The organism is Fodinisporobacter ferrooxydans, assembly GCF_022818495.1.
GTDB lineage: Bacteria > Bacillota > Bacilli > Tumebacillales > MYW30-H2 > Fodinisporobacter > Fodinisporobacter ferrooxydans.
This window is the reverse complement of record NZ_CP089291.1, coordinates 914,269-939,479: the sequence shown is the minus strand read 5'-3', so window position 1 is coordinate 939,479 and position 25,211 is coordinate 914,269. Positions and strand designations below refer to the sequence as shown.

20 protein-coding genes and 1 riboswitch are annotated in these 25,211 nt (G+C 43.0%); of the genes, 15 read left to right on the top strand and 5 right to left on the bottom strand.

The annotated features are described in order from the left end of the window. The first annotated feature begins 54 nt into the window (after positions 1-54). The 3 genes from LSG31_RS04420 (at position 55) to LSG31_RS04410 (ending at position 5,995) form a co-directional block, all read left to right on the top strand. Positions 55-633, top strand: coding sequence for a Uma2 family endonuclease (locus tag LSG31_RS04420; RefSeq protein WP_347438192.1), 579 nt, complete (start codon positions 55-57; stop codon positions 631-633). Positions 634-1,025: 392 nt separating this feature from the next. Next, positions 1,026-2,870, top strand: coding sequence for an efflux RND transporter periplasmic adaptor subunit (locus LSG31_RS04415; RefSeq protein WP_347438191.1), 1,845 nt, complete (start codon positions 1,026-1,028; stop codon positions 2,868-2,870). After that, positions 2,867-5,995: an efflux RND transporter permease subunit gene (locus LSG31_RS04410; protein ID WP_347438190.1), complete on the top strand. Its 3,129-nt coding sequence runs from the start codon at positions 2,867-2,869 to the stop codon at positions 5,993-5,995. Before LSG31_RS04415 ends, LSG31_RS04410 begins: the two co-directional genes overlap by 4 nt. A gap of 233 nt (positions 5,996-6,228) precedes the next feature. Here LSG31_RS04410 and LSG31_RS04405 read toward each other — a convergent pair whose 3' ends face one another. Then, on the bottom strand, positions 6,229-6,582 hold the full coding sequence (locus tag LSG31_RS04405; protein ID WP_347438189.1) for a hypothetical protein: 354 nt from the start codon (positions 6,580-6,582) through the stop codon (positions 6,229-6,231). Between the two features lie 249 nt (positions 6,583-6,831). Further along, a riboswitch (cyclic di-GMP riboswitch) is annotated at positions 6,832-6,916 on the top strand. A gap of 75 nt (positions 6,917-6,991) precedes the next feature. On the opposite strand from LSG31_RS04405, the gene LSG31_RS04400 reads away from it, so the two are divergent. The 4 genes from LSG31_RS04400 to LSG31_RS04385 all read left to right on the top strand — a co-directional run bounded on the left by LSG31_RS04400 (position 6,992) and on the right by LSG31_RS04385 (position 10,055). Then, positions 6,992-7,564, top strand: coding sequence for a hypothetical protein (locus LSG31_RS04400; RefSeq protein ID WP_347438188.1), 573 nt, complete (start codon positions 6,992-6,994; stop codon positions 7,562-7,564). Between the two features lie 225 nt (positions 7,565-7,789). Further along, the gene (locus tag LSG31_RS04395) at positions 7,790-8,668 is read left to right on the top strand and encodes a GNAT family N-acetyltransferase (protein WP_347438187.1); all 879 of its coding nucleotides are present in this window, start codon (positions 7,790-7,792) and stop codon (positions 8,666-8,668) included. A 264-nt stretch (positions 8,669-8,932) separates the two neighbouring features. Beyond that, positions 8,933-9,646, top strand: coding sequence for a helix-turn-helix domain-containing protein (locus tag LSG31_RS04390; protein WP_347438186.1), 714 nt, complete (start codon positions 8,933-8,935; stop codon positions 9,644-9,646). Further along, positions 9,627-10,055 (top strand): toxin-antitoxin system TumE family protein, encoded by a 429-nt coding sequence (locus LSG31_RS04385; protein ID WP_347438185.1) that lies wholly within the window; start codon positions 9,627-9,629, stop codon positions 10,053-10,055. Before LSG31_RS04390 ends, LSG31_RS04385 begins: the two co-directional genes overlap by 20 nt. Before the next feature lie 100 nt (positions 10,056-10,155). Here the strand turns inward: LSG31_RS04385 and LSG31_RS04380 are convergent, their stop codons facing one another. After that, entirely contained in the window at positions 10,156-10,563 is a 408-nt protein-coding gene (locus tag LSG31_RS04380; protein ID WP_347438184.1) for a DNA recombination RmuC family protein, read from the bottom strand. Positions 10,564-11,374: 811 nt separating this feature from the next. On the opposite strand from LSG31_RS04380, the gene LSG31_RS04375 reads away from it, so the two are divergent. Both LSG31_RS04375 and LSG31_RS04370 read left to right on the top strand, forming a co-directional pair. Then, on the top strand, positions 11,375-12,781 hold the full coding sequence (locus tag LSG31_RS04375; RefSeq protein WP_347438183.1) for a fibronectin type III domain-containing protein: 1,407 nt from the start codon (positions 11,375-11,377) through the stop codon (positions 12,779-12,781). Between the two features lie 81 nt (positions 12,782-12,862). Beyond that, entirely contained in the window at positions 12,863-14,800 is a 1,938-nt protein-coding gene (locus LSG31_RS04370) for an S-layer homology domain-containing protein (RefSeq protein ID WP_347438182.1), read from the top strand. Between the two features lie 256 nt (positions 14,801-15,056). On the opposite strand, the gene tnpC is transcribed toward LSG31_RS04370, so the two are convergent. The 3 genes from tnpC to tnpA all read right to left on the bottom strand — a co-directional run bounded on the left by tnpC (position 15,057) and on the right by tnpA (position 17,421). Then, complete coding sequence (gene tnpC, locus LSG31_RS04365; RefSeq protein ID WP_430734241.1) at positions 15,057-16,646, bottom strand: IS66 family transposase; 1,590 nt, start codon at positions 16,644-16,646, stop codon at positions 15,057-15,059. 122 nt (positions 16,647-16,768) lie between these two features. Next, positions 16,769-17,131 carry an IS66 family insertion sequence element accessory protein TnpB gene (tnpB, locus tag LSG31_RS23270; RefSeq protein WP_430734240.1) on the bottom strand — a complete coding sequence of 121 codons (363 nt, stop codon included), beginning with the start codon at positions 17,129-17,131 and terminating at the stop codon, positions 16,769-16,771. Then, positions 17,125-17,421: an IS66 family insertion sequence element accessory protein TnpA gene (gene tnpA, locus LSG31_RS04355; RefSeq protein WP_347438180.1), complete on the bottom strand. Its 297-nt coding sequence runs from the start codon at positions 17,419-17,421 to the stop codon at positions 17,125-17,127. Before tnpA ends, tnpB begins: the two co-directional genes overlap by 7 nt. 509 nt (positions 17,422-17,930) lie before the next feature. On the opposite strand from tnpA, the gene LSG31_RS04350 reads away from it, so the two are divergent. The 6 genes from LSG31_RS04350 (at position 17,931) to LSG31_RS04325 (ending at position 25,205) form a co-directional block, all read left to right on the top strand. Beyond that, complete coding sequence (locus LSG31_RS04350; RefSeq protein ID WP_347438179.1) at positions 17,931-20,378, top strand: O-antigen ligase family protein; 2,448 nt, start codon at positions 17,931-17,933, stop codon at positions 20,376-20,378. Between the two features lie 163 nt (positions 20,379-20,541). Next, a complete protein-coding gene (gene gmd / locus LSG31_RS04345) occupies positions 20,542-21,525 on the top strand; it encodes a GDP-mannose 4,6-dehydratase (protein ID WP_347438178.1) in 984 nt (327 codons plus the stop codon). 21 nt (positions 21,526-21,546) lie between these two features. Further along, entirely contained in the window at positions 21,547-22,494 is a 948-nt protein-coding gene (locus tag LSG31_RS04340) for a GDP-mannose 4,6-dehydratase (RefSeq protein WP_347438177.1), read from the top strand. A 16-nt stretch (positions 22,495-22,510) separates the two neighbouring features. Further along, on the top strand, positions 22,511-23,287 hold the full coding sequence (locus LSG31_RS04335; protein WP_347438176.1) for an ABC transporter permease: 777 nt from the start codon (positions 22,511-22,513) through the stop codon (positions 23,285-23,287). Positions 23,288-23,301: 14 nt separating this feature from the next. Then, positions 23,302-24,048, top strand: coding sequence for an ABC transporter ATP-binding protein (locus tag LSG31_RS04330; RefSeq protein WP_347438175.1), 747 nt, complete (start codon positions 23,302-23,304; stop codon positions 24,046-24,048). A gap of 29 nt (positions 24,049-24,077) precedes the next feature. After that, positions 24,078-25,205: a glycosyltransferase family 4 protein gene (locus LSG31_RS04325; RefSeq protein ID WP_347438174.1), complete on the top strand. Its 1,128-nt coding sequence runs from the start codon at positions 24,078-24,080 to the stop codon at positions 25,203-25,205. Positions 25,206-25,211 lie beyond the last annotated feature (6 nt).

The following is a 25,211-nucleotide window of genomic DNA, read 5'->3' as shown; positions in this document are numbered from 1 at the left end:
GGTACAGTAATACTATAGTTACAACCAATCCACGCATCGAGGTGAATGGCACGTATGAGCCTGCACGACCCGCGTAAACGCTACACATACCAAGATTACTTAAATTGGACAATGGAAGAGCGATACGAACTGATTGACGGGATTCCCTACAGTATGTCTCCCGCACCATCACCCAGACACCAGGATATTGTAAGAGAACTGCTGACCGAATTTACACTCTTTCTGCGAAATACATCCTGTAAAGTGTATAGCGCACCGCTTGATGTTCGTCTGTTGTCTGAAGATAAGGCTGACGATCAAGTGTCGAATGTCGTGCAACCGGATTTGACCGTGATCTGTGATTCCTCCAAGATCGATCATAGAGGATGCAATGGAAGCCCTGATTTGCTTATTGAAATTTTGTCCCCATCCACGCACCGAATGGATAAATTAATCAAATACCGCCTATATGAGCAAGCCAAAGTGAAAGAATACTGGATTATCGATCCGGTGAATGAAACGGTTGAAATCCACACATTGAATGACGGGCAACGATACCAAATCCAAAACGTATATACAAAAGAAGATGTATTTGCCGTTGCCGTTGGAATGTTTGAGGGCTTCGTCATCGATTTAAAGGCAATATTTATCTGATCCCAATCATTTTCTAAACTATTTCTAACCTTTTTGTAGTATAATATTTCGGGATAGAAATATTGTTTGAAATTTATAGTAAAATTCCCCGTAGACTTCAGAAGATTTATAGAAGAATAGCTTTTACAGGATATAGAGCCTTGAATCTGCGAAGGTTTAAGATGAAAAACACGTAAAGTGACTTAGGGGTGGTATGAGTACTCGTGCCGCCCCCTGCACCTGGTGACTTTTCATGTGTTTTAGAAGACGTCACGGATTTAGAAGTATACGAAAATGTACCAGTATCTTGAACCCAATATCCCCTCACTTCCATCTATTTGATATAGAATGGTTGTTTTTTGCTTGTACAATCAATCAAACCAACAATTGAAAGAGAAGAGCAGGTGACAGTTTTGAAGAATAAAAGAGTAACATCCATGATTGTACTCGCATCCGTATCGCTGCTTGCCGGCACCGCTTTGGCAGGTTGCGGCAAGGCGGCGTCATCGAACGCATTTCTGGACAAAAAATTGCCGGTGGAAACACAAATGGTGAAAATGTCCGATATCGGCGGCGGGCAGGTCTTTTCCGGCCAGATCACGCCGGAGACGTTGACGAACGTAGCTTCCAAATTGAACGGCAAAGTAACAAATGTCATGGTGCATGTCGGCGATCATGTAACAGCGGGACAGTCCTTGGCGACCATTGATACTAGCCAATTGCAGCAACAGTTGCAGCAAAGCCAAAGCACCGTTGCCGTGGATCAGGCACAGGTCAATCAAGCACAAAACAATCAACAAAATTCCTTAGCCAATGCAAAATCTTCCGTTGAAGCGGACCAGGCCCAGTTGGCAAAAGCGCAATTGGATCACGCCAACAGCATCATTTCCGCACAGCAGTCAGTCGATACGGCAAAGATCCAGTTCGACAAGGCGCAAACGGATCAAGCCAACAGCATCGCACAGGCACAGCAAGCGGTAGCTGTCGCCCAGGCGGCTGTAGAACAAGCCAAAGCCAATCATGCTGCAGCCTTGGCAAGTGCGAATGCATCGGTCGGTTCCGCACAATCGAGTTATGATAATTCCAAGCAAGGAACAGATAACAATATCAAGCAATTGCAGTTGGCGGCCGATCAAGCGAAGACCGCATATAACGATGCGCTGCAGCAGTTTAGCGTCGGTGTCACACAAGGGACGTATGCCCAATATCAGGCGAATATTGATGCGGCATATACCAAATACCTGCAAGCACAGTTGCAATTAAGCCAGGCGGAAGCGCAAAACACCGTCACCGACTCCTCCCTGCAAGCGCCTTTACAGGCAGCACAAGTCGCGCTGCAAAATGCACAAAACTCCAAAGATGTCGATGTGGCATTGGCCAACTACAATCAATCGGTTGTGAAACTGACACAGTTGCAAGGGGATGCCTCCAGTGTGAAATTGAGCCAACAGCAGTTGGCACAAGCGAATCAAAACCTGCAAGTCGCGCAGAATTCCACATCGGGGATTGCCGTGGCAAAGGCACAATTGGATCAAGCGAATCAATCGGTCGCAGCCGCACAGTCCGGCGATGGGGTTGCCGTGGCACAAGCCCAATTGCAAGCGGCAGAAACCAATGTCAATGTCATCAACGAGCAGTTGCAGGACGGCGTATTAAAGTCGCCGGTAGATGGCGTAGTGACAGCGATCAATGCACCGGTGGGGCAAATGGCGGGCGGGACAGGCTCTGTCGTTTCCATCGCGTCTACATCTCCGACGATTGCGACAGTCAATGTGCCGGAAGCGACGATTGGCAAAGTGAAAATCGGCACAGATATGCTTGTGAACATTCCAACGTTGAATCAGTCCATGCAGGGAAAAGTACTACATATTCATCCGATGATGGATTCTGTAACCAAATCCTACGGCGTGGATATTCAGGTGAATGATCCGAAGCAGCAATTGCTGCCTGGCATGTTTGTCGAAGCATCCCTGAAAAGCGAAGGCCGCCAAGCGATCATGGTGCCTGCAGATGCGATCTTGAGCGAGGCCAACGGCAATGCGGCATTTATCATTGATCACGGCAAGGCGAAGAAAGTCCTCGTCCAGATCGGCGAAATGACCAGCACAGAGTATGAGATTAAAAGCGGCCTGCATGTGGGCGATCAGGTTGTCGTCAAAGGGGAAGAGCTCCTGTCAGACGGTGCGCCTGTGGATATTGTAAAGCCTGGGGCAAATGGTTCTTCCGGTAAAAGCAACACCGCAGGAGGAAACAAATGAAAATAGCGAATTTCTCCGTCCATCGGCCTGTTACGATTTCCATGATCATGATTGCGCTCATCATCGTGGGCGTCATCGCGATTCCGCTATTGCCGGTCGATTTGTATCCGAAAATCGATGTGCCGGTGGCTGTTGTCACCACATCCTGGACGGGCGCCTCACCTGGGGAAGTGGAATCGCAAGTCAGCAAACCGATTGAAGCGGCCATGGCTACCATATCGGGCGTCAATGAGGTGGATTCCACGTCGAGTTCAGGGGCGAGCCTCGTCATCGTCCACTTCAATTACGGCATCAATCTGGATCAGGCGACATTGAATATGCGGGACAAATTGGATCGCATCCGCAACGGACTTCCGACAGGTGCGGATGCGCCATTGGTACTGCGGATCGACCCCAATAGCCAGCCGATTCAAACATTGGCGCTATATGGGAACACGGACCCGGTCACACTGCGCAATATTGCCGACAATACGGTAAGTCCCGCACTGCAGCGCGTCAACGGCATTGCATCTGTCAACACGTCAGGTGGACGCGTGCGGCAGGTGCAGGTACTGGTCGATCCCAACAAGCTGACACAGTATGATGTATCCATCAATTCCATCGTCCAAGCCCTCGGCAACGACAACAATTCCTTGGATGCCGGACTTGTGCAAAAAGGCTCGCAGTTGATTCCCCTGCATTTGAATGGAGATTTTCGATCCGTTGCGGAGATTCAGGATGTGCAGGTGCCTTTGAAAAACGGCCAAACCGTTCCGCTCGGACAGTTGGCGAAGATTGTCGACACATATCAGGATGTCACGCTGGAATCCAGGGTCAACGGGCAGGAAAGCGTAAGCCTTTCCTTGACCAAACAGTCTGACAGCAATACGGTCACAGCGTCCGACAATGTGTTGAAAGAATTGCCGGCCATTCAGAAGAAACTGCCGCAGGGCGTACATCTGACCGTTTTAAACGATCAGGCAAAATACATCCGGGATTCCATCAATACCGTTGTGAATCACACACTGCTTGGCGGCGTATTCTCCATCCTGATTTTGGCGCTGTTTTTGCGCAGCATCCGGGCGACGCTTGTCATTGGCGTGGTCATTCCGATTGCGGTCATCAGTACATTCAGCATGATGTATTTCTCCAACCAGTCGATCAATACGATCACACTTGGCGGTTTGGCATTGGGCCTTGGATCCTTGGTCGACTTTGCGGTTGTCGTATTGGAAAGCATCTTCCGCAAACGTCAGGAAGGCCTGATGCCCGAGGAAGCGGCAAAAGCAGGCGCGGCAGAAGTGGGCACAGCTGTCTTTGCATCCGCATTGGCGCAAATCGCCGTGTTCTTGCCGATCGCTTTTGCCAGCGGCCTGGCTGCAGAAATCTTCCTGCCGATGGCCTTGACTGTCAGCTTCTCGCACATTGCAGCCCTTTTTGCATCGATTACACTTGTGCCGATGCTGGCTGCCAAGATTCTGACAAAGCCATTTACCGAAGAACTGCCGGAGGGACCGACGAAAAATCCGGCCATCCATTTTGGCCGTTGGATTCGCGCATTGACTTCTTTTTATGTCAAAGTTCTCAAATGGGCTCTTGGCAATCGGAAAAAAGTCGTGGCGGCTACAGCCGGACTTCTGGTGGCAAGTTTGGCCATCGCGCCGCTTATCGGATTTGAATTGATGCCAAGCTCCGACCAAGGTGTCTTCAATGTCAATATCCAGTTGGCCCAAGGCACGGACTTTGCAACGACGAACAAGCTTGCAACGCGCATCGAAGCGGAAATTCAGAAAATCCCGGAAGTGGATACGATGTATTCCACAGTCGGCAGTCTGGGCGGCGGATTTATCCAGCATGCCGCGACGAATACGGCACAGATCGGCGTAAAATTGAAAGATCTGAGCCAACGAAAACGCAGCACCGATCAAGTCGTCGAGCAGGTGCGCGGCATGGTCAGGGGGATTCCCGGCGCACAAATCACCGTAAGTGCGCAACAGAGCGGCATGGGCGGCAACGGCGCGCCAGTTCAGGTCAACGTGATGGGACCGGATTTGCGGGTATTGGAGAAACTTGGCACCCTGGTGGCAGATCAAGTCCGCCAAGTGCCCGGAACGCGCAATGTGCAAAATACCCTGGACAAAACAGTGCCGGAGTTTGATTTGACGATCGACCGCACGGCAGCGGCGCACTATGGCATTTCGGTGAAAGAGATCCAGTCTGCATTGAATACCATGTTCCAGGGAACAGTTGCAACACACTACAAGACGGGAGATTCGCAAATCGATGTGGTCGTGAAATATCCGGAACAATATTCACAGAAATTAGAAAACCTGAATTCCATGGTCGTCACCAGTGCAAGCGGCATTCAAATTCCGTTATTGGAAGTGGCGAAAATCCAGCCGGGATATAGTCCGGCACAGATCAAACGCCAAAACCAACAGCGTCTCGCCACGATTACTGCGTTTACGTTCAACGCACCGACGGGAACCGTGACACAAGAAATCAACCAACGGCTTGCGCAAATCCGGCTGCCGGAAGGATATCAAATCTCCATGGGCGGCCAGCAAAGCGATATGAGCAAGTCATTTATGAGTCTCGGACTCGTGCTGTTGGCATCGCCGATTCTGGTATACATGGTGATGGCGGGCCAATTCGAATCGCTATATGGACCGTTTATCATCATGTTCTCGCTGCCGCCGACAATTATCGGAGCCTTCTTTGGACTCCTGGTGACACACCGGACGATCAATATCAACTCGATCACCGGCATGATCATGCTGATCGGTATCGTCGTCAACAACGCCATCGTATTGGTGGACTATACGAACCAATTGCGAAAGCGCGGATACACGCTCCAGGAAGCCCTGATACAGGCCGGACAAATCCGTCTGCGACCGATCTTGATGACGACGGCGACGACCGTCCTTGCCATGCTGCCGCTTGTCATCGGCTTCGGACAAGGCGCCGAGCAGCAAGCGCCAATGGCGACTGTCGTGGCATTCGGCTTGATTTTCTCGACGATGATTACACTGGTGTTGGTGCCTGTCGTGTATACGATGTTTGACAATCGGATCGAGAAGCGCAGGCAGAAAAAAGCATTGAAGAAGCAGATGCGGATGCAAAGCGGCGGGTCTGTGTCGATGTAGGGATTTAAACTTTTTTAAAGCGTACCGTCAGCAAAAAACGAATATCGAACGAAATCACAATTTATCCCGGAATTCGCTCTGGAAAAGTCGGTTTTCCTTTCGTAAAGGAAAACCGATTTTTAATTTTATTGCGCCTATCCAAGCTGCTTTGACGGGCACAAGATTCAAGTTTCCTAACGATCCATGAAGTAGTAAATGCTCTATGCTCTATTTACAACGATGTTTTGAATGTCTTAATTATGGTATGCGATACGATGTGAATGACGGAGTAAAAGGGGATAAGCCTTTAAAAATCGGGAAAAATTTATTTGTAGATTCCGCCGCGAGAATCGATTGACTTTATGTAAACTACTTTTCGATAAGTCACGCTCTAATACCTCCCAATCCACCCAGCCAGTATTCTCTTTCATTTGACGCAATTCTTCCTCACTATAAGGTTCGTCTACTTCCGGGATATTTCCGTAAAATTTTTCCACTTCATTACGATCACGACGCTCAACTAGATATTGCACAAAATCAAAGACAGTTTTTTGATCATCAGTTGTTAGTTTGTCAACCCACATATGCAATTCGTTTTTGTCAATCATGGTCTATAAACCTCCTCCCTGATTTAGTCATAGCGGAAAAATGTTTATATCGGTCAATACGTATAGACATACCCTAACATCCTTTCCGTTATGTCTCAATGTGTTGTTGCTTATACGATAACATAAACACGCGCTGTTTTCACATGATATTTGCCAAACCGCTATACCGGGTTGATGAAGTCGAAACCCCATCAATTAGTAATTTTTATAAAAAAATACTATATATTTTGCAAGAAATACTATAAAATAAAAATAATGGAATGCGATGAAAAACTATCCTTATATTGGGCACTTGGGTAGTTTGGAGAAAGTAGTGCAACCGGCCAGTTATCTGTAAAAGGATAGCTGTTTTTTTATGCATATTTTTTTAACTTGCAAAATATTCATGGAATTGGGGGAGGTAAGGTCAATGGGAAATTTGAAAAAAGGATTGTACTTGTCGTTAGCTCTATCGTTTTCCTTGCCGTATGCTGCGAATGCACAGACAACGAATCCATCTGCAGGCGCACAAACGCATGATTCAGGAAAGACAACACTTGTGTTGACGCCGCCGGGTTACCCGGAGCAGAATGTCGGCGGCACGTATGCGATCACCGTATACAAGGACGGAAAAGTGGATACGGATGTTTATGGTGTATATGATGTGACGGTGACGATCCTCAATCAACACTATACGTATACGGCACAAACCCGATTTGAAAAAGGCGTGGGGACGGTCCCCGTCAATATTGTGCTGGAAGGTCCGATAGCGATAAAGGCTGCCATTGACAAGCTCGGGATTACGGGCGAATTGACCGTAAATGTGATGGGGCATTCCTCCAATAACAGCAATTTGCCGCCTAAGCCTATCTGGTGGCCTCAATTAGTTATGGGCGTCACGAACGACAACCAGGCATTGGCTCTGGAATATGACCCAATTGCAGATCAATATCGCGTATTGGAAAATCCGGGTATCGACCATATGGATGCGGCGATTGGCTAAGCAGGCTTGATCTTATGCGAGAACGCTCTTATATGGCAATATCTCATGTGTAGAAAGAACCCGTGTGTAAAAATGTATCATGTTTAGAAATATCTCTTGTCTAGAAATTGCCCAAGTGTATAAATTGCTTGTGTGATCATTTGCTCATTTGCAGTTGCTTCATTTGCAGAATTATTGCATATATGAACTACCTCCTGATCGTTAGGAATGAGAGGAAGAACCAGCGTGATCGAATATTTTCCCTTGAACCGTTCCAAGGCTGCCGAGTTTGTAAGTATGCTGCCTCAGCAGTCCAAACATCCTGTGCTCCTGCAAATGGCGCAGGATACTTTGGCATGGGGAGCAGCGGAAGATTCCCGTCCCGTCGGCTTGGCATTGGCGGAACTTCAACCCGATCACCCGGTACCCGCAGCCAAGCTGCTTTCCCTTTTCGTTGCTCCATCCCATCGTGGACGCGGAGTCGGAAGACGTTTGCTGGCAGAATTGCAAAACGATCGCAAAGTACAAGGGTGCCAACAACTGAACGCGGAATATGTGACAGAAAAAGAAAATGTGGAATCGTCCAGCCGCTTTTTACAGCGCAACGGATTTCCGCCTGCCGAAGCTGTACTTTATGTGTTCATCGGAGATATTCGCCGCATTGGTGAATTGCGTTGGTTTCAAGCGTCGAAGCTGTCTCAGCCATTTTCCGTTTTTCCGTGGCGGGAGTTGTCTCAAGAAGATCGGATCGAAATCCAGAGCGGCCAGGATGTTTGGTACCCTGCTGCATTCTCCCCTTTTATCGAAGAAAAATATGTGGATCCGGAATACAGTGTCGGCTTGCGATACCGGGGAGAAGTCATCGGATGGCTGATCATGCAGCGGTTGGCCGCAAACATGCTGTTATACAAAACACTGTTTGTGAAACAAAAACATCAGGGCGTGGGTCGCGGTTTGGCGCTTGGCATCGAGATGGTTCGAAGTTCCCGGTTGGCGCAGAAGATACCGTTTGGGACGGTGCTCGTGGAAAGCCATAACGAAGCCATGCTGCAAATCGTCCGCAACCGGTTTGCACCTCTGTTGTTGCGGGAAAAAGTATTGCTCCGAACAAGCAAGAAGATTTGATGATGAAAGTTGGTGTTGTTATCTTCCTGATTTTTTTGCTGCCTACAGCACCAATCACTCCTCTTCCACTCCTCCAGCATAAGACTCATACATTCTGCTTTCTTTTCATACTTTTCAGCCTCATCCTCCATATCCACACTGTGGGAATAATATACAATCTTTTTGCAATATACTATATCGATTGAAGTTCATTTTAACTTTAGTTTAACTTTGATTGATGTTTTTCTATATTGTGTTATAATGGGGGTATGAGAGGTGTTTTTTATGTTGAATTTGCAACAAAAACAACTAGCAATTGAAGAGGCAAAAAAGATTTCAGCAATGATTCTAAATGATAAAACAGATATGGATAAGGCGCGGTATTTTTTTATGGCATTTGCCAACTACGTTGCAAAAACTTCCCCAAAATCCGACGTTTTTACAACAGCAAATCTACATAATATCAATATCTTGGAGTGTGAAAATACGGAAGAAGTTCGCCGTGCTATGAAACAAGCGTTGGAACAAATGTTGGTTCATGTAGTGGATGTGGCAACGAATGAATTAGAGTATGCAAAAGTGTATACCACAGGGGATTTGGCAACCTTTTTTGGAGTATCTGTTCAAACGATTAACAATTGGATTAATCAAGGCAGAATACAACCTGTGGAAAAATCGGGCCGTTTTAAACAAGTACGAATATCGGAACATGCTATCTATACATCTTCGAGGGGCGAACGTATGACCATCAAAGATGTAGTTGCCATGTACGAAGAAGAAAAAAAGAAACATGTAATCCGTGAAGCAACACCAATGGAAGCATACAAAGAGTTGGTAGATTCCATTTTGTTTTTTGAAACAAAATATGGTGGGGAGTATTATAAAACTCTTGGAGTAAAGTCTGATCTTTCAACAGAAGAAGCACGAGATGCACAAGAATGGAGATATTTATTGCGTAAAGTTGCCAGGGAGGATCCCGATGAGTTTACCACCGTCTAATTTCACTTTTTTACTGAAAGAGTTTGGAGATATCATTTACAACATCAAAGATGGTGATGGTACTGGACAAAAAAGTTCGATATCATTTCAGAGAAAAACAATCAGATTTATGGACGATTCCAAATTGTATATTACAGAGCGTTTATTAGCACGAAATAATGGCTTTTACATCGATTTTTACTATTACGATTGGGTTGCAAAGAATGAAAAAGAAATTCTTAAATTTCATTCGGAAGTACATCTAAACCCCGCTTATCAAACAGCCACAGAGCCTTATCATGTACATCCAGCCAAACACTTGATTTTGCATGGAAAAGATCGACTGCCTAATTCTCAACATCAAGATTTGTATAGTATTTTGGAGTTTATTCGATTTCATTTATTAGCGATCAAAGCTATTACAGATTAGACCCGGCTCAACAACGGTTGAACCTGTCAAATCAGAGGTCAATACGATTATCGCCAATCACGCCAAAACCAGAAACTCTGGGTGAAATGGTGGAACATATTCAATCCATCAACTTCCGCTTAATCTTCTCAATCGCGATATCGTGCAGCCCGACTTTTTGTACGAGAATCGTTACCGTCTCATTTGTATCCATGACCTTGTCTTTGATCCAGGAGATGTCTTCTTTCATGTCCTGTTGATCAACCATAATCTGGTTGAATTTAGCATCAATACTCTCAAGTCTTTTATCGATACCTTCGAACTTAGCATCGATACTCTCAAATCTTTTATCGATACCTTCGAACTTAGCATCAATACTTTCAAATCTTGCATCGATACCTTCGAATCTTGCATCCATATCTTCGAACCGAGCATGAACCTCTTCAAATTTTTCGCTCATTTCTTTCCGCATGCTGCCGACCATCTGAATAAGCTGACTAAGCATGGTTTCCATGCGTTCGTTGGACATTCGTTTTCACCTGCCAAAAAGGAAGATTCCATCTATCCTCCAGCATAGCATAATTTATTCTTAAAACATATGCTCCAGAGTGCAAACATAATGTGACATTTTAATCATAGATGTACGTGCATATAAATGTCTCTACTATATAAATAGATTTCTCGATAAATTACTATAGAACTATAGAAATCTGATAGAAATGTGGTGTAAGATTCAGGTTTCCTAAATTTAAATTGCGTATTTTACATGCATGGAAAACTATACCTTAATATATTGCGGAAAATATAGTAAATTTTAGAATTGCATAGTATAATTTACTAGAGTTACATAAGTTGCTTGTTGTTCGTAGTTTCAACACGATTATCAATGGTGAATGTTAAATGATTGCTTACGGATCGATGCCATCGAATTTTCGAATCCGGTGGCGTTCAGTTGCGCACGAATATTTATTTTCGTATGGAACTATGCAACGTGCAGCTTGAGTTATGTGCAGCAAACTATGCGTTTCCAAAAGTTAAGTAGTTTTATAGGATCAGATTTTCACACGACGGATTCACAACGTGCTTTATATGTTGAAATACTAGAGTCTTTCTTCTCGATTGCCAAGATTTGATCTTTTGTTTTACCGCTGTTGGCCAAAAACTTTTTTGTCTAGCGGCAGTAAAACAAGGGTCTTTTACATATTTGCTTGTTTTACTGCTGCTGGATGCCAATTGGCACAGGCAGCAATGTATCCATTGAGAGAGAAGGGATGGGTGGAGAGAAAATCTTAATTTGGCTAAGGAGTGGTGAAATCATTTTTTCTAGGGAGGTTTGGAATTTGTCAGGTCACACAGTCAATGCAAGAAATCAAAGAAAATTTTTGTCTTTCATGCTAGTGGTTCTTATGGTATTTGCACTCGTACCGATTGCGGCTTTGCAGTCGATGGCGGCTTTGGCAGCAACCGGTGCGCCTGCGAGTCCGACTGCAAGTGTAACGGTGGCCAGTGATGTGTACGCTGCCCAAGATAGCGGCGGCAACGCGGTTACAGGTAATGTGTTTAATAATGGCGACACGATCTACGTAAAATCGGGTGCAAGTGTATCATTGAGTGGTGTAAGTGGAGATGTCTACTATACTACTGATGGGACAGCCCCTATTACTGTATCTGGTTCCACTTACACTTTCTCAGGAACGTTGTATACGACTCCTATCGTCATTAATGCTGACACTACTGTTACAGCTCAAGTCTATGACAGTTCGTATGATACGTCCGTCAGCCAAACATCTATATTTTATTTTAAAGTCGGTCAACCACCGATGGCAGACACACAAGCACCAACAACAGTATCCGGTATTACTTATAGCAACTTAACACAAACAAGTGTTCAGTTGGACTGGGGTACAGCAACAGATAACGTAGGTGTTGTAGGATATTATGTGTATCAAGACAATTATTTAATTCAAACAGTTGCCAATAATGTGTATCTGTATGATGCAACCGGGTTAACGGCAAATACCCAATATACATTCTCCGTTGCGGCATTTGATGCTGCAGGAAATGTGGGACCTTTAACACCGATCACAATCACAACACAATCATCAACTCAAGCGAATCCAGCTCCGACTCCAAATGTAGTCCAAGATGTATATTTAACGGTTGGCGGCGGTTCGGCAACAGTACCGGTGACTGCTTTGGCGACAGACAGTGACGGCGACATGTTGATGGTTGCAAATGCTACGTATGATGTACCGGGTGTTGCAAATGTAACAGTAAGTTCTATGCATGACATTCTAATCACACCGGTTGGTGCAGGTACTACAACAGTAACCGCAGATGTGTATGATGGTTTCAATACGGTTCCGGTCACATTCACTGTACATGTAACGAACGTTGTAACAAACAATTTTACCGTTTCGACAACATTTAAAGAAAACAATGCAGCTGTTACAAGTCTTGCACCAGGCGGATTGCTCGAGGCAACTTCTACGGTAACAAATAATCAAACAACAGATCAACAGGCGATACTCATTGTTGCTTTGTATGATAGTCAGGGAACGATGCAAAGCGTTTCTTTCTTGTCAAAAAATGTGGCAGCAGGAGCAACAGAAAACTTTAATGCAGGATTTACACTTCCTTCTGATGTTACGGGTTATACAGTGAAAGCGTTCGTTTGGGATGGCACAGATCTTTTCAACACAACACAGCAGCCATTATCAAATGTGGTACAAATCCCAAGCCCTTAATCATAACTCGAATATCGCAATGGGAATTCCCCACGATGGCCTTTCGCTATCGTGGGGCTATTAAAGGAAGGGAGAAGATCAATGAAGAAGCTATTAACATCTGTTTCAATCGCATTGATGGCGGCAAGCGTTATGAGTACATCCGCGTTTGCTGCTGCCATCAATTCTATCAATTTGCAGCCGGTAACGGTTGATAGCAACAATCAAGTGCAAGTCGACGGAATCATCAGCTCGCAAACGGCTGATCAGATTACGATAAAAGTAATGGATTCCACTGGAGCGCTAGATTATATCAATCAAAAAACAAGTGATGCGAATGGCAGTTTTAGTTTTGAATTCCCTTTGAAAAATCCAATTCAAGGGGCAACCTATCAAGTAACGGTAGGCGGTACAGGCGTTGCATCGCCGCAAACGGCTACATTTATTTATTCGCCGACTACTGGCGGCGGTGATAGCGGCAGCGGTGATGAAACAACTACCACGATTACACCGAATAACCCAACCGTGACACTATCAAATCAACCAACGACGATTACTGTTCAACCAGGACTGAGTCAACCTGCTACAGTGGATTTGAGCCAACTGATCACTGCAAGCAACGGCCAAGAGGTGGCTACGTTGCCGCAAGTTACAGCCACTAGCTCTTCTTCCCTTGGATCGATTCAACTGTCCATCCCAAGCGGAACAAAAATTACTGCACCTGCAGGCTGGGATGGAAAGATCGAATTGCCGACAGTAGTAACAGGTGTCAGTGTCAGTAATGCAAATGTGAATGCGGCAGTTGAAGTGGGTTCGCCGAATGTCCGATTAACATTTGACCATGCTGTTCGGCTTCTGCTTCCCGGACAGGCCGGCAAATCTGCCGGATATATTATCAACGGCGTATTTACTCCGATTACAAACGTTTTATCTGCGGATAACCAGGCAGCAGGCGATGCTTTGGCTTATGATTCAGAAGGAGATATTTCCGTCGGCAACGATTTGGCCATCTGGACAAAACACTTTACAGAGTTCGTCAGTTATACTAATAAAACTTCCAGTTCCTCCTCATCATCTGGCGGCGGTGGAAGCATCCAATCCAATTCCGCAATCATTAGTGCTACAAACGGTGGAACTGTTACATTAAACGGTGCAACGATCCATGTTCCGCCAAATGCTTTTGCAAGCGATATAAATGTAACGGTAAATCAAATTACGGATACATCCGGCTTTACAGTTCCTGCGAACAGTATGCTGGTCAGCAACGTTTTTGACATTACCAAAGACAAAGACGGCACATTCAGCTCTCCGGTGACCATTACATTGCCTTTTGATACGTCAAAAGTGGATACCAGCAAATACAACGTAGGTCTCTACTGGTACAATGATGCGACCGGTCAATGGGTGGAACTGGATAACGTAACACCGGATCTCGCAAATGGCAAAGTGAGCGGTACAGTGCAGCATTTCACGAAGTTCGCCGTACTTGCGACTGCGAAAAACGCTCCAAATCAGCCGCAAGAAACTTTCTCGGATGTAAAAGGGAACTGGGCGCAACCATACATCGACAAATTGGTTTCTTTGGGAGCGATCAGCGGCTATCCGGACGGCACATTTAAACCAGATCAAAACATCACCAGAGCCGAGTTTGCGGAAGTATTGGTAAAGGCGCTGAATCTGAAGCCGCAAAACGGCAAGGTCTTCAGCGACACAGCCAATCACTGGGCGAAAGATGCAATTGCAACAGCCGCTTATTACGGCATCGTAAACGGCTATAATTCTGCGACATTTGGACCGGACAATCCGATCACGCGGGAACAAATGGCAGTGATGATGGAAAACGCCTTGAAGCTTCAGGCAACCAATAATCCAATCATCTATAAAGACCAAGCATCGATTTCCAGCTGGGCAGTTTCTTCTATCGAAACACTGGTAGAAAACAACGTAGTATCCGGCTATCCTGACAACACATTTAAGCCGCAAGCCAACGCAACACGCGCAGAAGCTGCGACAATGATCGTCAGAGCGTTGAACAAGTAAGATTTAATAAATTAAGATATAAAAGACAACACCATTAAGAAACATTTAAAGAAAGTACCCTATTGAAGATACCAGTTTTCAGCCTCCCTTAAGTGTTGATCTTAAGGGAGTTTTTATGCATTTGATAACCGCGGGAAGGATCAAAAAGGATTCTCTGTTTGCTGTCTCCTTGGTAAGCGCTCAATAAAAAGGCGCATTGAAAAATAAAAACCGATACAGTAGTTGTACCGGTGATTCGCTTATTATATGGAATGTGTTAGTTGCGGCAGTAGTTTGGCAGATTTTGCGACCAAGGCATCAAATCTTCTAGAAGCGATGGATTGCTCTTGAAGTCTAACCCTGGCATTTTACTGAAGATATGTACGAGATACATATAAACATTGAGTTGATTCGCTTTTGCCGTTTCTACAATGCTATAGACAACTGCACTTGCTTGTGCTCCTTTTTTCGTATCAGCAAATAACCATCCCTTTCTTCCGATGACAAAGGGCCGGATGGCATTCTCGGCTCGATTATTGGACAATTCAATGCGCCCATCTTCCAGAAACGTATTCAGCGACGTTTTTTGGTTAATAGAATAGGTAATAGCCTCTGCCAGTTTGGAACCTTTAAGAGGGTTTACGGTTTCGAGCCATGACCAATACGCCTCAAGAACGGGTTTGGAGCGTTCCTGACGCTGTTGTTTCCGTTTTTCCGGAGAGAGCTGTGCCAAATCCCTCTCGATGGCAAACAATCGGTTGCAGTATTCAAATCCTACCGCGGCAGCGGAGCCTTCCACTGTTCCACCCTTGGGCATGGCCTCCTGATATTTCCTGCGCAAGTGGCTCCAGCACCCACATCGGGTTACCTCTGGAACCTTGTCATATCCACTGTAGCCATCGGTTTGTAAAAACCCATGAAAGCCTTCCAGAAACCGTCTCGCATGCTCGCCGGATCGTGTAGGTTGGTATTCAAACAGCACCACTGTCGCATCTCCGGTATTCCCCGAGCAGTAGACCCACATTCTCGAATCAGAGGATGGTTTCTTCCCTTCCTCTTTGAGTACCTGGATCACAGTTTCATCTGCGTGAATCACCCCCTGATTCAGGAGATAAGACTTCATGGTCTCCCATAAAGGCACCAGCCAGTCCGTTGCAGCTCGAATGACCCAGTTGGCTAAAGTGGCTCGGGAAAGGATGATCCCCTGATTGGCCCAGTCTTTTTCCTGTCGGTATAGCGGCATGCCATTCACATATTTCTGATACATGACATGAGCCACCGTAGATGCTGAAGCAAGACTCCGTTTTATGACAGGGGCGGGGGTGGGTGCCTTTACGATGGTCGCTTCGCCCGTTTCTTTCTCGCAGCTTTCGCAGACATAGCTTTGTCGGACATAGCGAAGCCGCCTTACCTGGGCCGGGATGATCTCTAACTCTTCCCGGACCGTTTCTTTGCCAAGCACCCGCATGTTTCCGCTGCATTCCTCACAGACCCGTTTTTCTTCTTCCAACTCACAAAGGATCTCCACCACGGGAAGATTTGCAGCGATTTCTTCCTTTGTCCGCTTGGCTTTTCGAGTATGCCCGGAAACAGAGACGTTATCGGGCTCGGGAGTATGACGATTGGACTCGGCCTCCGCTTCGTTGAACAGAGAAAGCTGCTGACTATCCTCACCTAACACATACTTACTTTTTTCGCTGGATTGACCATACAGAGTTTTTTGAAAGTTGGACAGCATATTCATCAGTTGGTCGATACGGATCCTTTGGTCTTCGACCGTTTTCGTCTGTTCTTGTAATTGGGTTTCGAGTTTTAAAATATATTCAGTTATCTCGGGAGAAAGACTCTCCAAATCGATCGTTTTCATAGCTCAATTTTACCATAAAAATGCCCGGAAATCGAGTAATATCAAGGGATGGATGCATTTGAACATTGATAGTCAGTTTCCGAAAACAAATGATTGTCGGCAATGTCGAGGGGGTATTTTTCTTAGCAGAAGTCCCTGGCTTTGACTTCTCCGAAACCTTTGGGAGGGTCAATGGACATGCCTTCCATGAGCAGGCGAAGCTGCCGGATCGTTATAGTTCTTACATCAGCCGGCTCTTTGGGCCACTGGAATCGAGCACCCGCGCCGTCAAGTCTCTTATAATAGAGGACAAAGCCGTTGCGATCCCAACTCAGGCCTTTCAGCCGATTTCGGCTTTTGTTACAGAACAGGAAAAGGTAGTTTCCGAATGGATCCATTTCGAATTTCTGTTTCACGATAATGGACAAGCCGTCTACTGAGAGCCTTAGATCTGTAGCTCCGCAGGCCAAGTAGATCCCGTCATAGTTTGTGATGTCTTTCAGCATACTTCATCCACGACCCGAAGTAAGTCAGCAAGCAGTATGGGATTGAACCCAGATACCACGCAAATCGTCCATTTCCCACAGGTCAGCCGGATTTCGTCCGGGATGTGCTCATCTTTTTTCATTGTTACATTAGCCCATTGTTGCGGTGCATGATGCTCTTCTCGATTTACTTTCGTTGCCCATACAACATATTGGCGATATTCAATGCCCTTTGCTTCGCACCATGCTTTTGCGGTCATCCCGCTAGCTCTGCATTCAGCCACTATCGCCTGTTTTTCGCTAATGTCCATTTCTTTATACCTCCATTTCTTGCTCTTATGGAGGTATTTTCTCATGATTAAAGTATGCTGACCATGCACCGGTTTATTGAGCGCTTACTCTCCTTGGGTATTGGTATTGGGCATTTGTTGTGAGCTATGAACCATGGAACCATGTTTAGAAAATGTGTTGCGAAATTTGATTGTGGGATTTTGATCATGATTCCCTCTAAAATACGAGGATTGTATCGAAGATATATAGTGTGAGGAATTGTTTTCGACATTGTTCAAGTATTCTTTACAAAATTCAACAAAAAATGTCATCGATATTTGTCGTAATTTAATGTTACAATAGATTAGGTCATGAAAGATAAAGTGTGAAATAATCTAACACTGCGTTAGTAGTGCGAACGGTAGATTTTGGTTAACCAAAATACAAACAATGAAGTTTTGTTTTTGCAATTAATATGAGTGTTAAAAGTTATAGTGTCAAAGGATTTTTCCCTGTGAATACATGTATACGAAATATAGGAGGAAATTGAATGCAACATTCAATCAGAAGCAACACTCCAAATCATGCTTTAAAATCAAATGCCAAAATGAAATCGAGTGTTCATTCAAAAATTGCGACTGTTCACATCCCTACATGGCTGCAAGCCATTTGCTGGCTCTTGGTAGCGGGCGTATTCGTAGTCGCTCCGTATTGGAATGGACTGTATTTCTATAACGACTTTTTGCCCGTATCAATTGCAATTTCGCTGGTGGCAGTGATTGCAGGTATATGGCTTTGGACTTCCCGGACGGAGATCGTAGTCAGTGATTTCTGGAAAAGCTTTATTCCATATTTTTTAGGAATCGGGCTTATCTATATTCTCGACATGATGTTTGCACCGGCCCAGAAGGATCTGGCTGTAGAAGGTGTGGTACGGTATATTGCTTTATTCGGTGTAGTCTTTTTGCTGTCCGTGCTTTTGCAAACCCCAAAGGCGCGTAAAGTATTCCTTGGGTTGATCGTTCTAATGGGGACGTGGACATCAGTGTTTGCTTTGGCGAATGGCTATGGCACATTGCACTCACCAGGTGCGTTGATGCAACCGGATAATCGTTTGGCATCCGTATTCCAATATGCAAATACAAACGCTGCTTTTACTGTAGTATTTCTTATCATAGCATTTTTATACCCGCTGCTATTAAAAAATAAATGGCTGAAAGCTGTTGTATCCATCGGTACGTATGTGATGCTGTTAAATATGACGCTTACGTATTCACGGGGTTCTTGGTTAACGTTCGCGGTCATGGCGGTCATTTTAGTGATTTTTGTTCCGAAAGCGATTCGGGGCGTTGTCCTGTATACCAATCTAGCGCCGTTTCTCATGTTCGCCGGGACGCTGACGCTGCAAACGAAGGCGGTATTAACATCACATCCTGCATTGGGGTGGACAAGCCTTGGCGCGGGGATCGCGGCAGCCGTTGTGATTTCGTTTGCCATTCAAGTATGGTTGGAGAAAACGAATGGCTCTTTGCCGAAAATGATAAAATATGCAATGGTAGCTGTATTGATTTTGGGGCTTGGTTTTATAGGCGTTAAATTGGTTCAACACGGCGTTCACAATTCCATCCTGCAAAGGATAAAAGAGATTAATTTCCAGGATCACAGTGTGCAAGAGCGTTTTATTTATTACGAAGACGGTTTGAAAATGGCATTGGCGCATCCTGTGCTGGGAGACGGGTTTGGCACATGGCAAGCATTGTTCCAAAAGTATCAATACTTCCCATACTGGTCGAAACACGAACATAGTTACTGGATTGAATTGGCTGTCGAGACCGGCTTTGTCGGATTGATTCTGTTTGTAGCAGCCGTTGTATTTTATTTTCGTTCGATCTTTCAATCACTCAAACATTCAGCAAACGTTAGTGTAGTAAACAATGAAAATATTGAATCGCAAAACGAGAATGTAACATCCGTTGTAAATCATGATGGGAAAATCATAACGCTGATTTCTTTGTTCTCACTTGTTGCGATGGTTCTCCACTCCGCGATTGACTTTGATATGTCCTATGGCCTGATGAATTTTCTTTTCTGGGGCATGATGGTGGTAGGGGTACAAAACATTAAAATAGCACAGACAGGGAATGCATTGCGGGCCCAACCGCTTCGTGCAAGTACTGTTGTCTATTATTGCATTGGAATTGCCGCTACAGGACTTTGTCTGTTGGTATCTGTAACTGCTTTTGCGGCAAACCACTACTATTCATTCTTGAATGCGACAAAAGGCAATCCTAACACATCTTTGATGATGGTTGATAATGCGAGCTCATTAGCAAGTTATAATTCACAGTACGCACTCGCTGAGGCACAAATTAATGACCAAGTATACGGTATGACTAAAAAAGTAACGTACGGACAAAACGCAATAAAATATGCCGAAAAAGCAGCAGCTTTAGCGCCTAATGATCCTTCTACATTAATGCAAGCAAGCCAAATTCTTTATAAATACGGCCAAGCAAACCTGGCGTTGCAAAACTCGGAAAAGGCGTATCAAAATGGAATTTTCGGATCGAAATATGCGGAACAATATATGATCTATTTGGCATTTCAATCCGAAGAAAACCTGAAGAAAGATCCAAAGCTTGCGAAGCAGGATGAGCAAAAATTATTAGACGCATGGCAACAAGTGCAGAAACGGATGGACTTTGTGAATCATTTGCCGAAATCCATGCCGCCTGAAGTGCCATTCAGCATTACAGATCAAATGAAGCTGCGGGCTGCAGAAGGGTATTTGATGTCGGGGGATAAGAATCAAGCAAGCAACTTAATCAACTCATTGATTGCAACTTCGAAAGATCAAAGCATAGTATTGACTGCGAAAATGCTGTTCAATGTGATGGTGGAGAAGCATATGGCGAGTGGAAATGCGTATCCTATCACACAGCAGGTCTCAACAAATCCATCGATTTCCCATGAGTACCAGTTGTTGCAACAGCTATAACGTGCGATATGGCGAATCTGATAGTGAATCTATAGATGATTTAATAACTCGAAACATCTACTTTCTCAATAGACTTGAAGAAATTAAATGGTATTGGTTTGTACGAATATAAGCTTTCTATATGATATAAATGAAATAACTAAGTGAAATTGGAGGCATTCATTTGAAAACAGCACTGATTACGGGTATTACGGGACAAGACGGTTCGTATTTGGCTGAACTGTTATTAGAAAAAGGCTATAAGGTATACGGACTTAGAAGACGCACCAGTGAGCCGATCATGACGAATATTCAGCATATTGCAAATGACATTGAGCTTGTATACGGCGATTTGTTAGATTTAGGTTCATTGATCGAGGTTGTAAGAAAAGTCCAACCGGATGAAGTGTATAATCTGGCAGCACAATCTTTTGTGGCGACTTCCTGGGAACAACCAGTATTAACAGGACAAATAACTGCCATTGGCGTTACTAATATGCTGGAAGCCGTGCGACTTGTTAAATCGGATGCTCGCTTTTATCAAGCATCCAGCAGCGAAATGTTTGGCAAAGTTGTCGAGACGCCGCAAAGGGAAACCACACCTTTTTATCCAAGAAGTCCGTATGGTGTGGCCAAGGTTTACGGCCATTGGATTACAGTCAATTATCGCGAAAGTTATGATATGTATGCATGCTCCGGTATTTTGTTCAACCATGAGTCGCCACGGCGCGGATTGGAATTTGTGACGCGCAAAGTAACCAATGCGGTGGCAAGAATCAAGTTAGGTCTGCAAAACGAACTGCGGATGGGGAATCTCGATGCAAAACGCGACTGGGGTTTTGCAGGAGACTATGTACAAGCGATGTGGTTAATGTTGCAACAAGAGCAACCAGATGATTATGTCATCTCTACAGGTGAAACTCATGCGGTACGCGAGTTGCTTGAAGTAGCCTTTGGGTATGTCGGGTTGAATTATGAAGATTATGTGGTTGTTGATCCTAAGTTTGTAAGGCCGGCAGAAGTTGATTTATTGTTGGGCGATTGTTCGAAAGCGAAAGAAAAGTTGGGTTGGGAGTTAAAGGTGAGCTTTGAACAATTGATTCAGATGATGGTGGAAGAGGATTTGAAACGGATACGTCAAGAAGTAGCTACAATGCAATTATCCTAAGCTGTTAGGCAGGATTTGATTATGAAAAAAATTTTGGTAACGGGTGCTACTGGATTTGTTGGTAAACATTTAATTGAGCTTCTTTTAACAAAAGAAGATATAATGATTTGGGGAACGACACATAGCAGTTCCCCAAATAAAGATATGCAAGTGTCTTGGGAAACTCTTGATTTGTTAAATACCAACCAAGTCCGAGAAATGATAAATAAAGTAAAGCCAGACGTTATCTTTCATCTTGCCGGACAAAGTAATGTCCGCAAATCTTGGGAACAAAAAGATGATACTTTTCAAATCAATGTAATTGGCACGATTCATCTTTTAGATGCAGTGAAGGAGTTTTGTCCAGAGGCTATCGTTTTAACGGTTGGATCTTCGGAGGAATATGGTTTTGTAAAGCAAGAGAATATGCCAATTAATGAAACTTCAGTTTGTAATCCAATGAATCCATACGGAATCAGTAAACTATCAGTTGCTTTATTGTCAAAGCAGTATTATCAGAGTTGCGGGTTGAACTGTATTCATGTTCGCCCGTTTAATCATATTGGACCTGGACAATCTCTAGGATTTGTTACAACGGATTTTGCTAAACAAATTGTATCGATTGAATTGGAATTACAAGAGAATAAGCTAAAAGTTGGAAATTTAGAGGCGCATAGAGATTTTACAGATGTACGCGATATTGTATGTGCGTATTGGTTATTATCTCAGAAAGGAAAGTCCGGAGAAATTTATAATGTTTCTGTTGGCAAGGGAATTAAAATTTCAACAATAGTCAAAGAGCTTGCTAAAAGAAGTAATAAAGAAATACAGATTATTCAAGATTCGAAAAAATTCAGACCGATAGATGTCCCTTTTTATATAGGAGATTGTTCCAAAATTGAACGGGATTGTGGCTGGATTCCAAAAATATCTTTATCGAAAACGCTTGATGACATTATGAATGACTGGAGACAACGTCTTTCTAAATAGAGGAGTTCTAACTCATATGTTTTATAAGTTTAAAGAAATATATCAGTATCGACAAATGCTCAGAAGCCTAATTCTTACAGATTTACGTACAAGATATAAAGGGTCCTTTTTGGGTTTTTTATGGACATTTATTAATCCATTACTCACATTGATAGTTTATACAGTGATATTTTCAACTATTATGCGTGTGAATATCGCACATTACTCAATGTTTATGTTTGTAGGGCTACTTCCTTGGATATATTTTTCAACTGGATTACAAAACAGTGCTGGATCAATTATTAGACAGAGTAATCTTGTTAAAAAGATATATTTTCCTAGAATTATTTTACCATTAGCTACTGTAGGAGCTGCGTTAATTAATTACTTATTATCGCTTTTAATTATGATACCGGCACTTTATACATCAGGTATTTTTTTAAAGTGGATAGTAATTTATTTTTTATTAATATTACTTGTAGAAACAATTTTGACGGTAAGTCTTTCTATTTTAATATCAGCTTTGAATGTTTATTTTCGCGATCTGGAACATATACTGGGTATTTTATTGATGGTTTGGTTTTATTTTACACCTATTATTTATGTTGATAAAATGATACCTGAAAAATATAAAATGTGGTTTGCATTAAATCCACTTAAGCCAATAATTGAATCATATCAAAATATATTTCTTTACGGCGTTCCTCCTCAATTATCGTCCTTAACTAAGATCGGATTGTTAAGTGTGATTATACTTATTATAAGTATATTAATATTTGAAAAATTACAAAAATGGTTTGCTGAGGAAATTTAATGGAGGATTTTTGAATGGAAACCGCAATTAAAGTAAAAAATGTAACAAAAAAGTTTCGGATATATCAAGAAAAAAATTCAACTTTAAAAGAACGCTTGGTTTATGCAGGTAGAACAAAGTTTAAAGAGTTCTTTGCCTTAGACAATGTTAGTGTTGATATACCTAAAGGAAAAACTGTTGGCTTAATTGGTAAAAATGGTTCTGGAAAAAGTACATTACTAAAGCTAATAAGCCGTATTTTATATCCAAACAGTGGAGAGATTAAGGTTTATGGACGTGTATCAAGCTTATTAGAGCTTGGGGCTGGATTTCATCCTGATTTTACAGGAAGAGAAAATATATATATGAATGCCTCAATTATGGGACTTTCAAAAAAAGAAATTGATAAAAAACTCAACGAAATTATTAGTTTTTCAGAATTAGAAGATTTTATTGACAATCCTGTCAGAAGTTATTCATCCGGAATGTATACACGTCTAGCTTTTTCAGTGGCAATCAGTGTAGAGCCTGATATTTTATTAATTGATGAGGTTTTAGCGGTTGGTGATTATTCGTTTCAAATAAAATGTCTAGATCGAATTAAGCTTTTAAAGAATGCTGGCGTAACAATTGTAATTGTATCACATGACCATAATGTGATAAAAGAATTGTGCGATTTAGTTGTTTGGTTAAAACATGGGAAAATTATGAATTATGGTAACCCAAACGAGGTAGTTGAACAATACTTAGAAGATCTTTGTAAGGTAAATACTAGTGTTTAAAATGGCAAGTTCTTTATAGGCGGTGTTGTATGAGAATCGGTGTAGATGCTAGGCCTCTTTCTGGCAATAGGACAGGTATAGGCAACTATACTCTCCAACTATTACTTAATTTAGTGAATCAAGAAAACCCTCATGAGTATTTTTTATTCGCTCACAAGGAATTTGATTTACCGAAAGAATTGCAGTGCTTACAAAAAGTAATAAGGACTGCGCGATCAGGCACATTATGGATGCAGTATGGTCTGCCATTTTTACTTGAAAAATACAAAATCGATCTTTTTTGGGGACCGAATTACACAATACCGCTGTTACATCTATCGCCAATTAAGACTGTTCTTACAATACATGATATGGTTTCTTTTATATATCCAAAAACTTTACCGAAAAAAACTGTACTTCATAACTTATATGCTTTACCTTTATATGTTAAAAATGCGGATTGGGTAATTACCGACTCGAATTCTACGATGTATGATGTTCAAAGTTTTCTAGGAGTTAATGATGATCGGATATCGAGTTTACCTCTAGGTGTTTCTGAGAGTTATTTCAAGAAACGTGCAAATTCAAAAAATGTAATTAATTCTTATGGATTGATTCCGAATCAATTTATATTATATGTTGGAACAATTGAACCTAGAAAGAATTTAGAAACAATTATAAAAGCGTATTTGGAAGTTAATAAGAAATTAGAGTTTTTACCTGATCTCGTCATTATTGGAAAAAAAGGTTGGGGATACGATTCCTTCTTTGACTGTGTTCAGTCAAGTAAACTTAACACTAAAATTCATATATTAGAATATATATCAGATGAAGATTTAGCATGTTTCTATCAAGAAGCTTTGATGATGATTTATCCTTCTTTATATGAGGGATTTGGGTTGCCAGTATTGGAAGCAATGGCTTCAGGTCTACCTGTTATTACAAGCAATGTTTCGTCATTACCTGAAGTTGTCGGTGACGCTGGACTTTTGGTTAATCCTTATTCAGTATCTGAACTTTCGAATGCTATTTGTTTATTAGTTTATGATGGCAACTTACGAAATGAAATTTCGGGAAAAGCTAGAAGAAGGGCATCTTCTTTTTCGTGGAAGAATACAGCAAATAAAACTCGTGAAATTTTTGATCATTTATTATTGAACAAAAAATATGGATGTTGAAAGTGG

Excerpts from the sequence above, each read along its gene's own strand:
- LSG31_RS04420 (WP_347438192.1), top strand. The coding sequence starts at position 55 with ATGAGCCTGCACGACCCGCGTAAACGCTACACATACCAAGATTACTTA.
- LSG31_RS04410 (WP_347438190.1), top strand. The coding sequence starts at position 2,867 with ATGAAAATAGCGAATTTCTCCGTCCATCGGCCTGTTACGATTTCCATG.
- LSG31_RS04405 (WP_347438189.1), bottom strand. The coding sequence starts at position 6,582 with ATGATTGACAAAAACGAATTGCATATGTGGGTTGACAAACTAACAACT.
- LSG31_RS04400 (WP_347438188.1), top strand. The coding sequence starts at position 6,992 with ATGGGAAATTTGAAAAAAGGATTGTACTTGTCGTTAGCTCTATCGTTT.
- LSG31_RS04390 (WP_347438186.1), top strand. The coding sequence starts at position 8,933 with ATGTTGAATTTGCAACAAAAACAACTAGCAATTGAAGAGGCAAAAAAG.
- LSG31_RS04385 (WP_347438185.1), top strand. The coding sequence starts at position 9,627 with ATGAGTTTACCACCGTCTAATTTCACTTTTTTACTGAAAGAGTTTGGA.
- LSG31_RS04380 (WP_347438184.1), bottom strand. The coding sequence starts at position 10,563 with ATGTCCAACGAACGCATGGAAACCATGCTTAGTCAGCTTATTCAGATG.
- LSG31_RS04370 (WP_347438182.1), top strand. The coding sequence starts at position 12,863 with ATGAAGAAGCTATTAACATCTGTTTCAATCGCATTGATGGCGGCAAGC.
- tnpC (WP_430734241.1), bottom strand. The coding sequence starts at position 16,646 with ATGAAAACGATCGATTTGGAGAGTCTTTCTCCCGAGATAACTGAATAT.
- tnpB (WP_430734240.1), bottom strand. The coding sequence starts at position 17,131 with ATGCTGAAAGACATCACAAACTATGACGGGATCTACTTGGCCTGCGGA.
- tnpA (WP_347438180.1), bottom strand. The coding sequence starts at position 17,421 with ATGGACATTAGCGAAAAACAGGCGATAGTGGCTGAATGCAGAGCTAGC.
- LSG31_RS04350 (WP_347438179.1), top strand. The coding sequence starts at position 17,931 with ATGCAACATTCAATCAGAAGCAACACTCCAAATCATGCTTTAAAATCA.
- LSG31_RS04340 (WP_347438177.1), top strand. The coding sequence starts at position 21,547 with ATGAAAAAAATTTTGGTAACGGGTGCTACTGGATTTGTTGGTAAACAT.
- LSG31_RS04335 (WP_347438176.1), top strand. The coding sequence starts at position 22,511 with ATGTTTTATAAGTTTAAAGAAATATATCAGTATCGACAAATGCTCAGA.
- LSG31_RS04330 (WP_347438175.1), top strand. The coding sequence starts at position 23,302 with ATGGAAACCGCAATTAAAGTAAAAAATGTAACAAAAAAGTTTCGGATA.
- LSG31_RS04325 (WP_347438174.1), top strand. The coding sequence starts at position 24,078 with ATGAGAATCGGTGTAGATGCTAGGCCTCTTTCTGGCAATAGGACAGGT.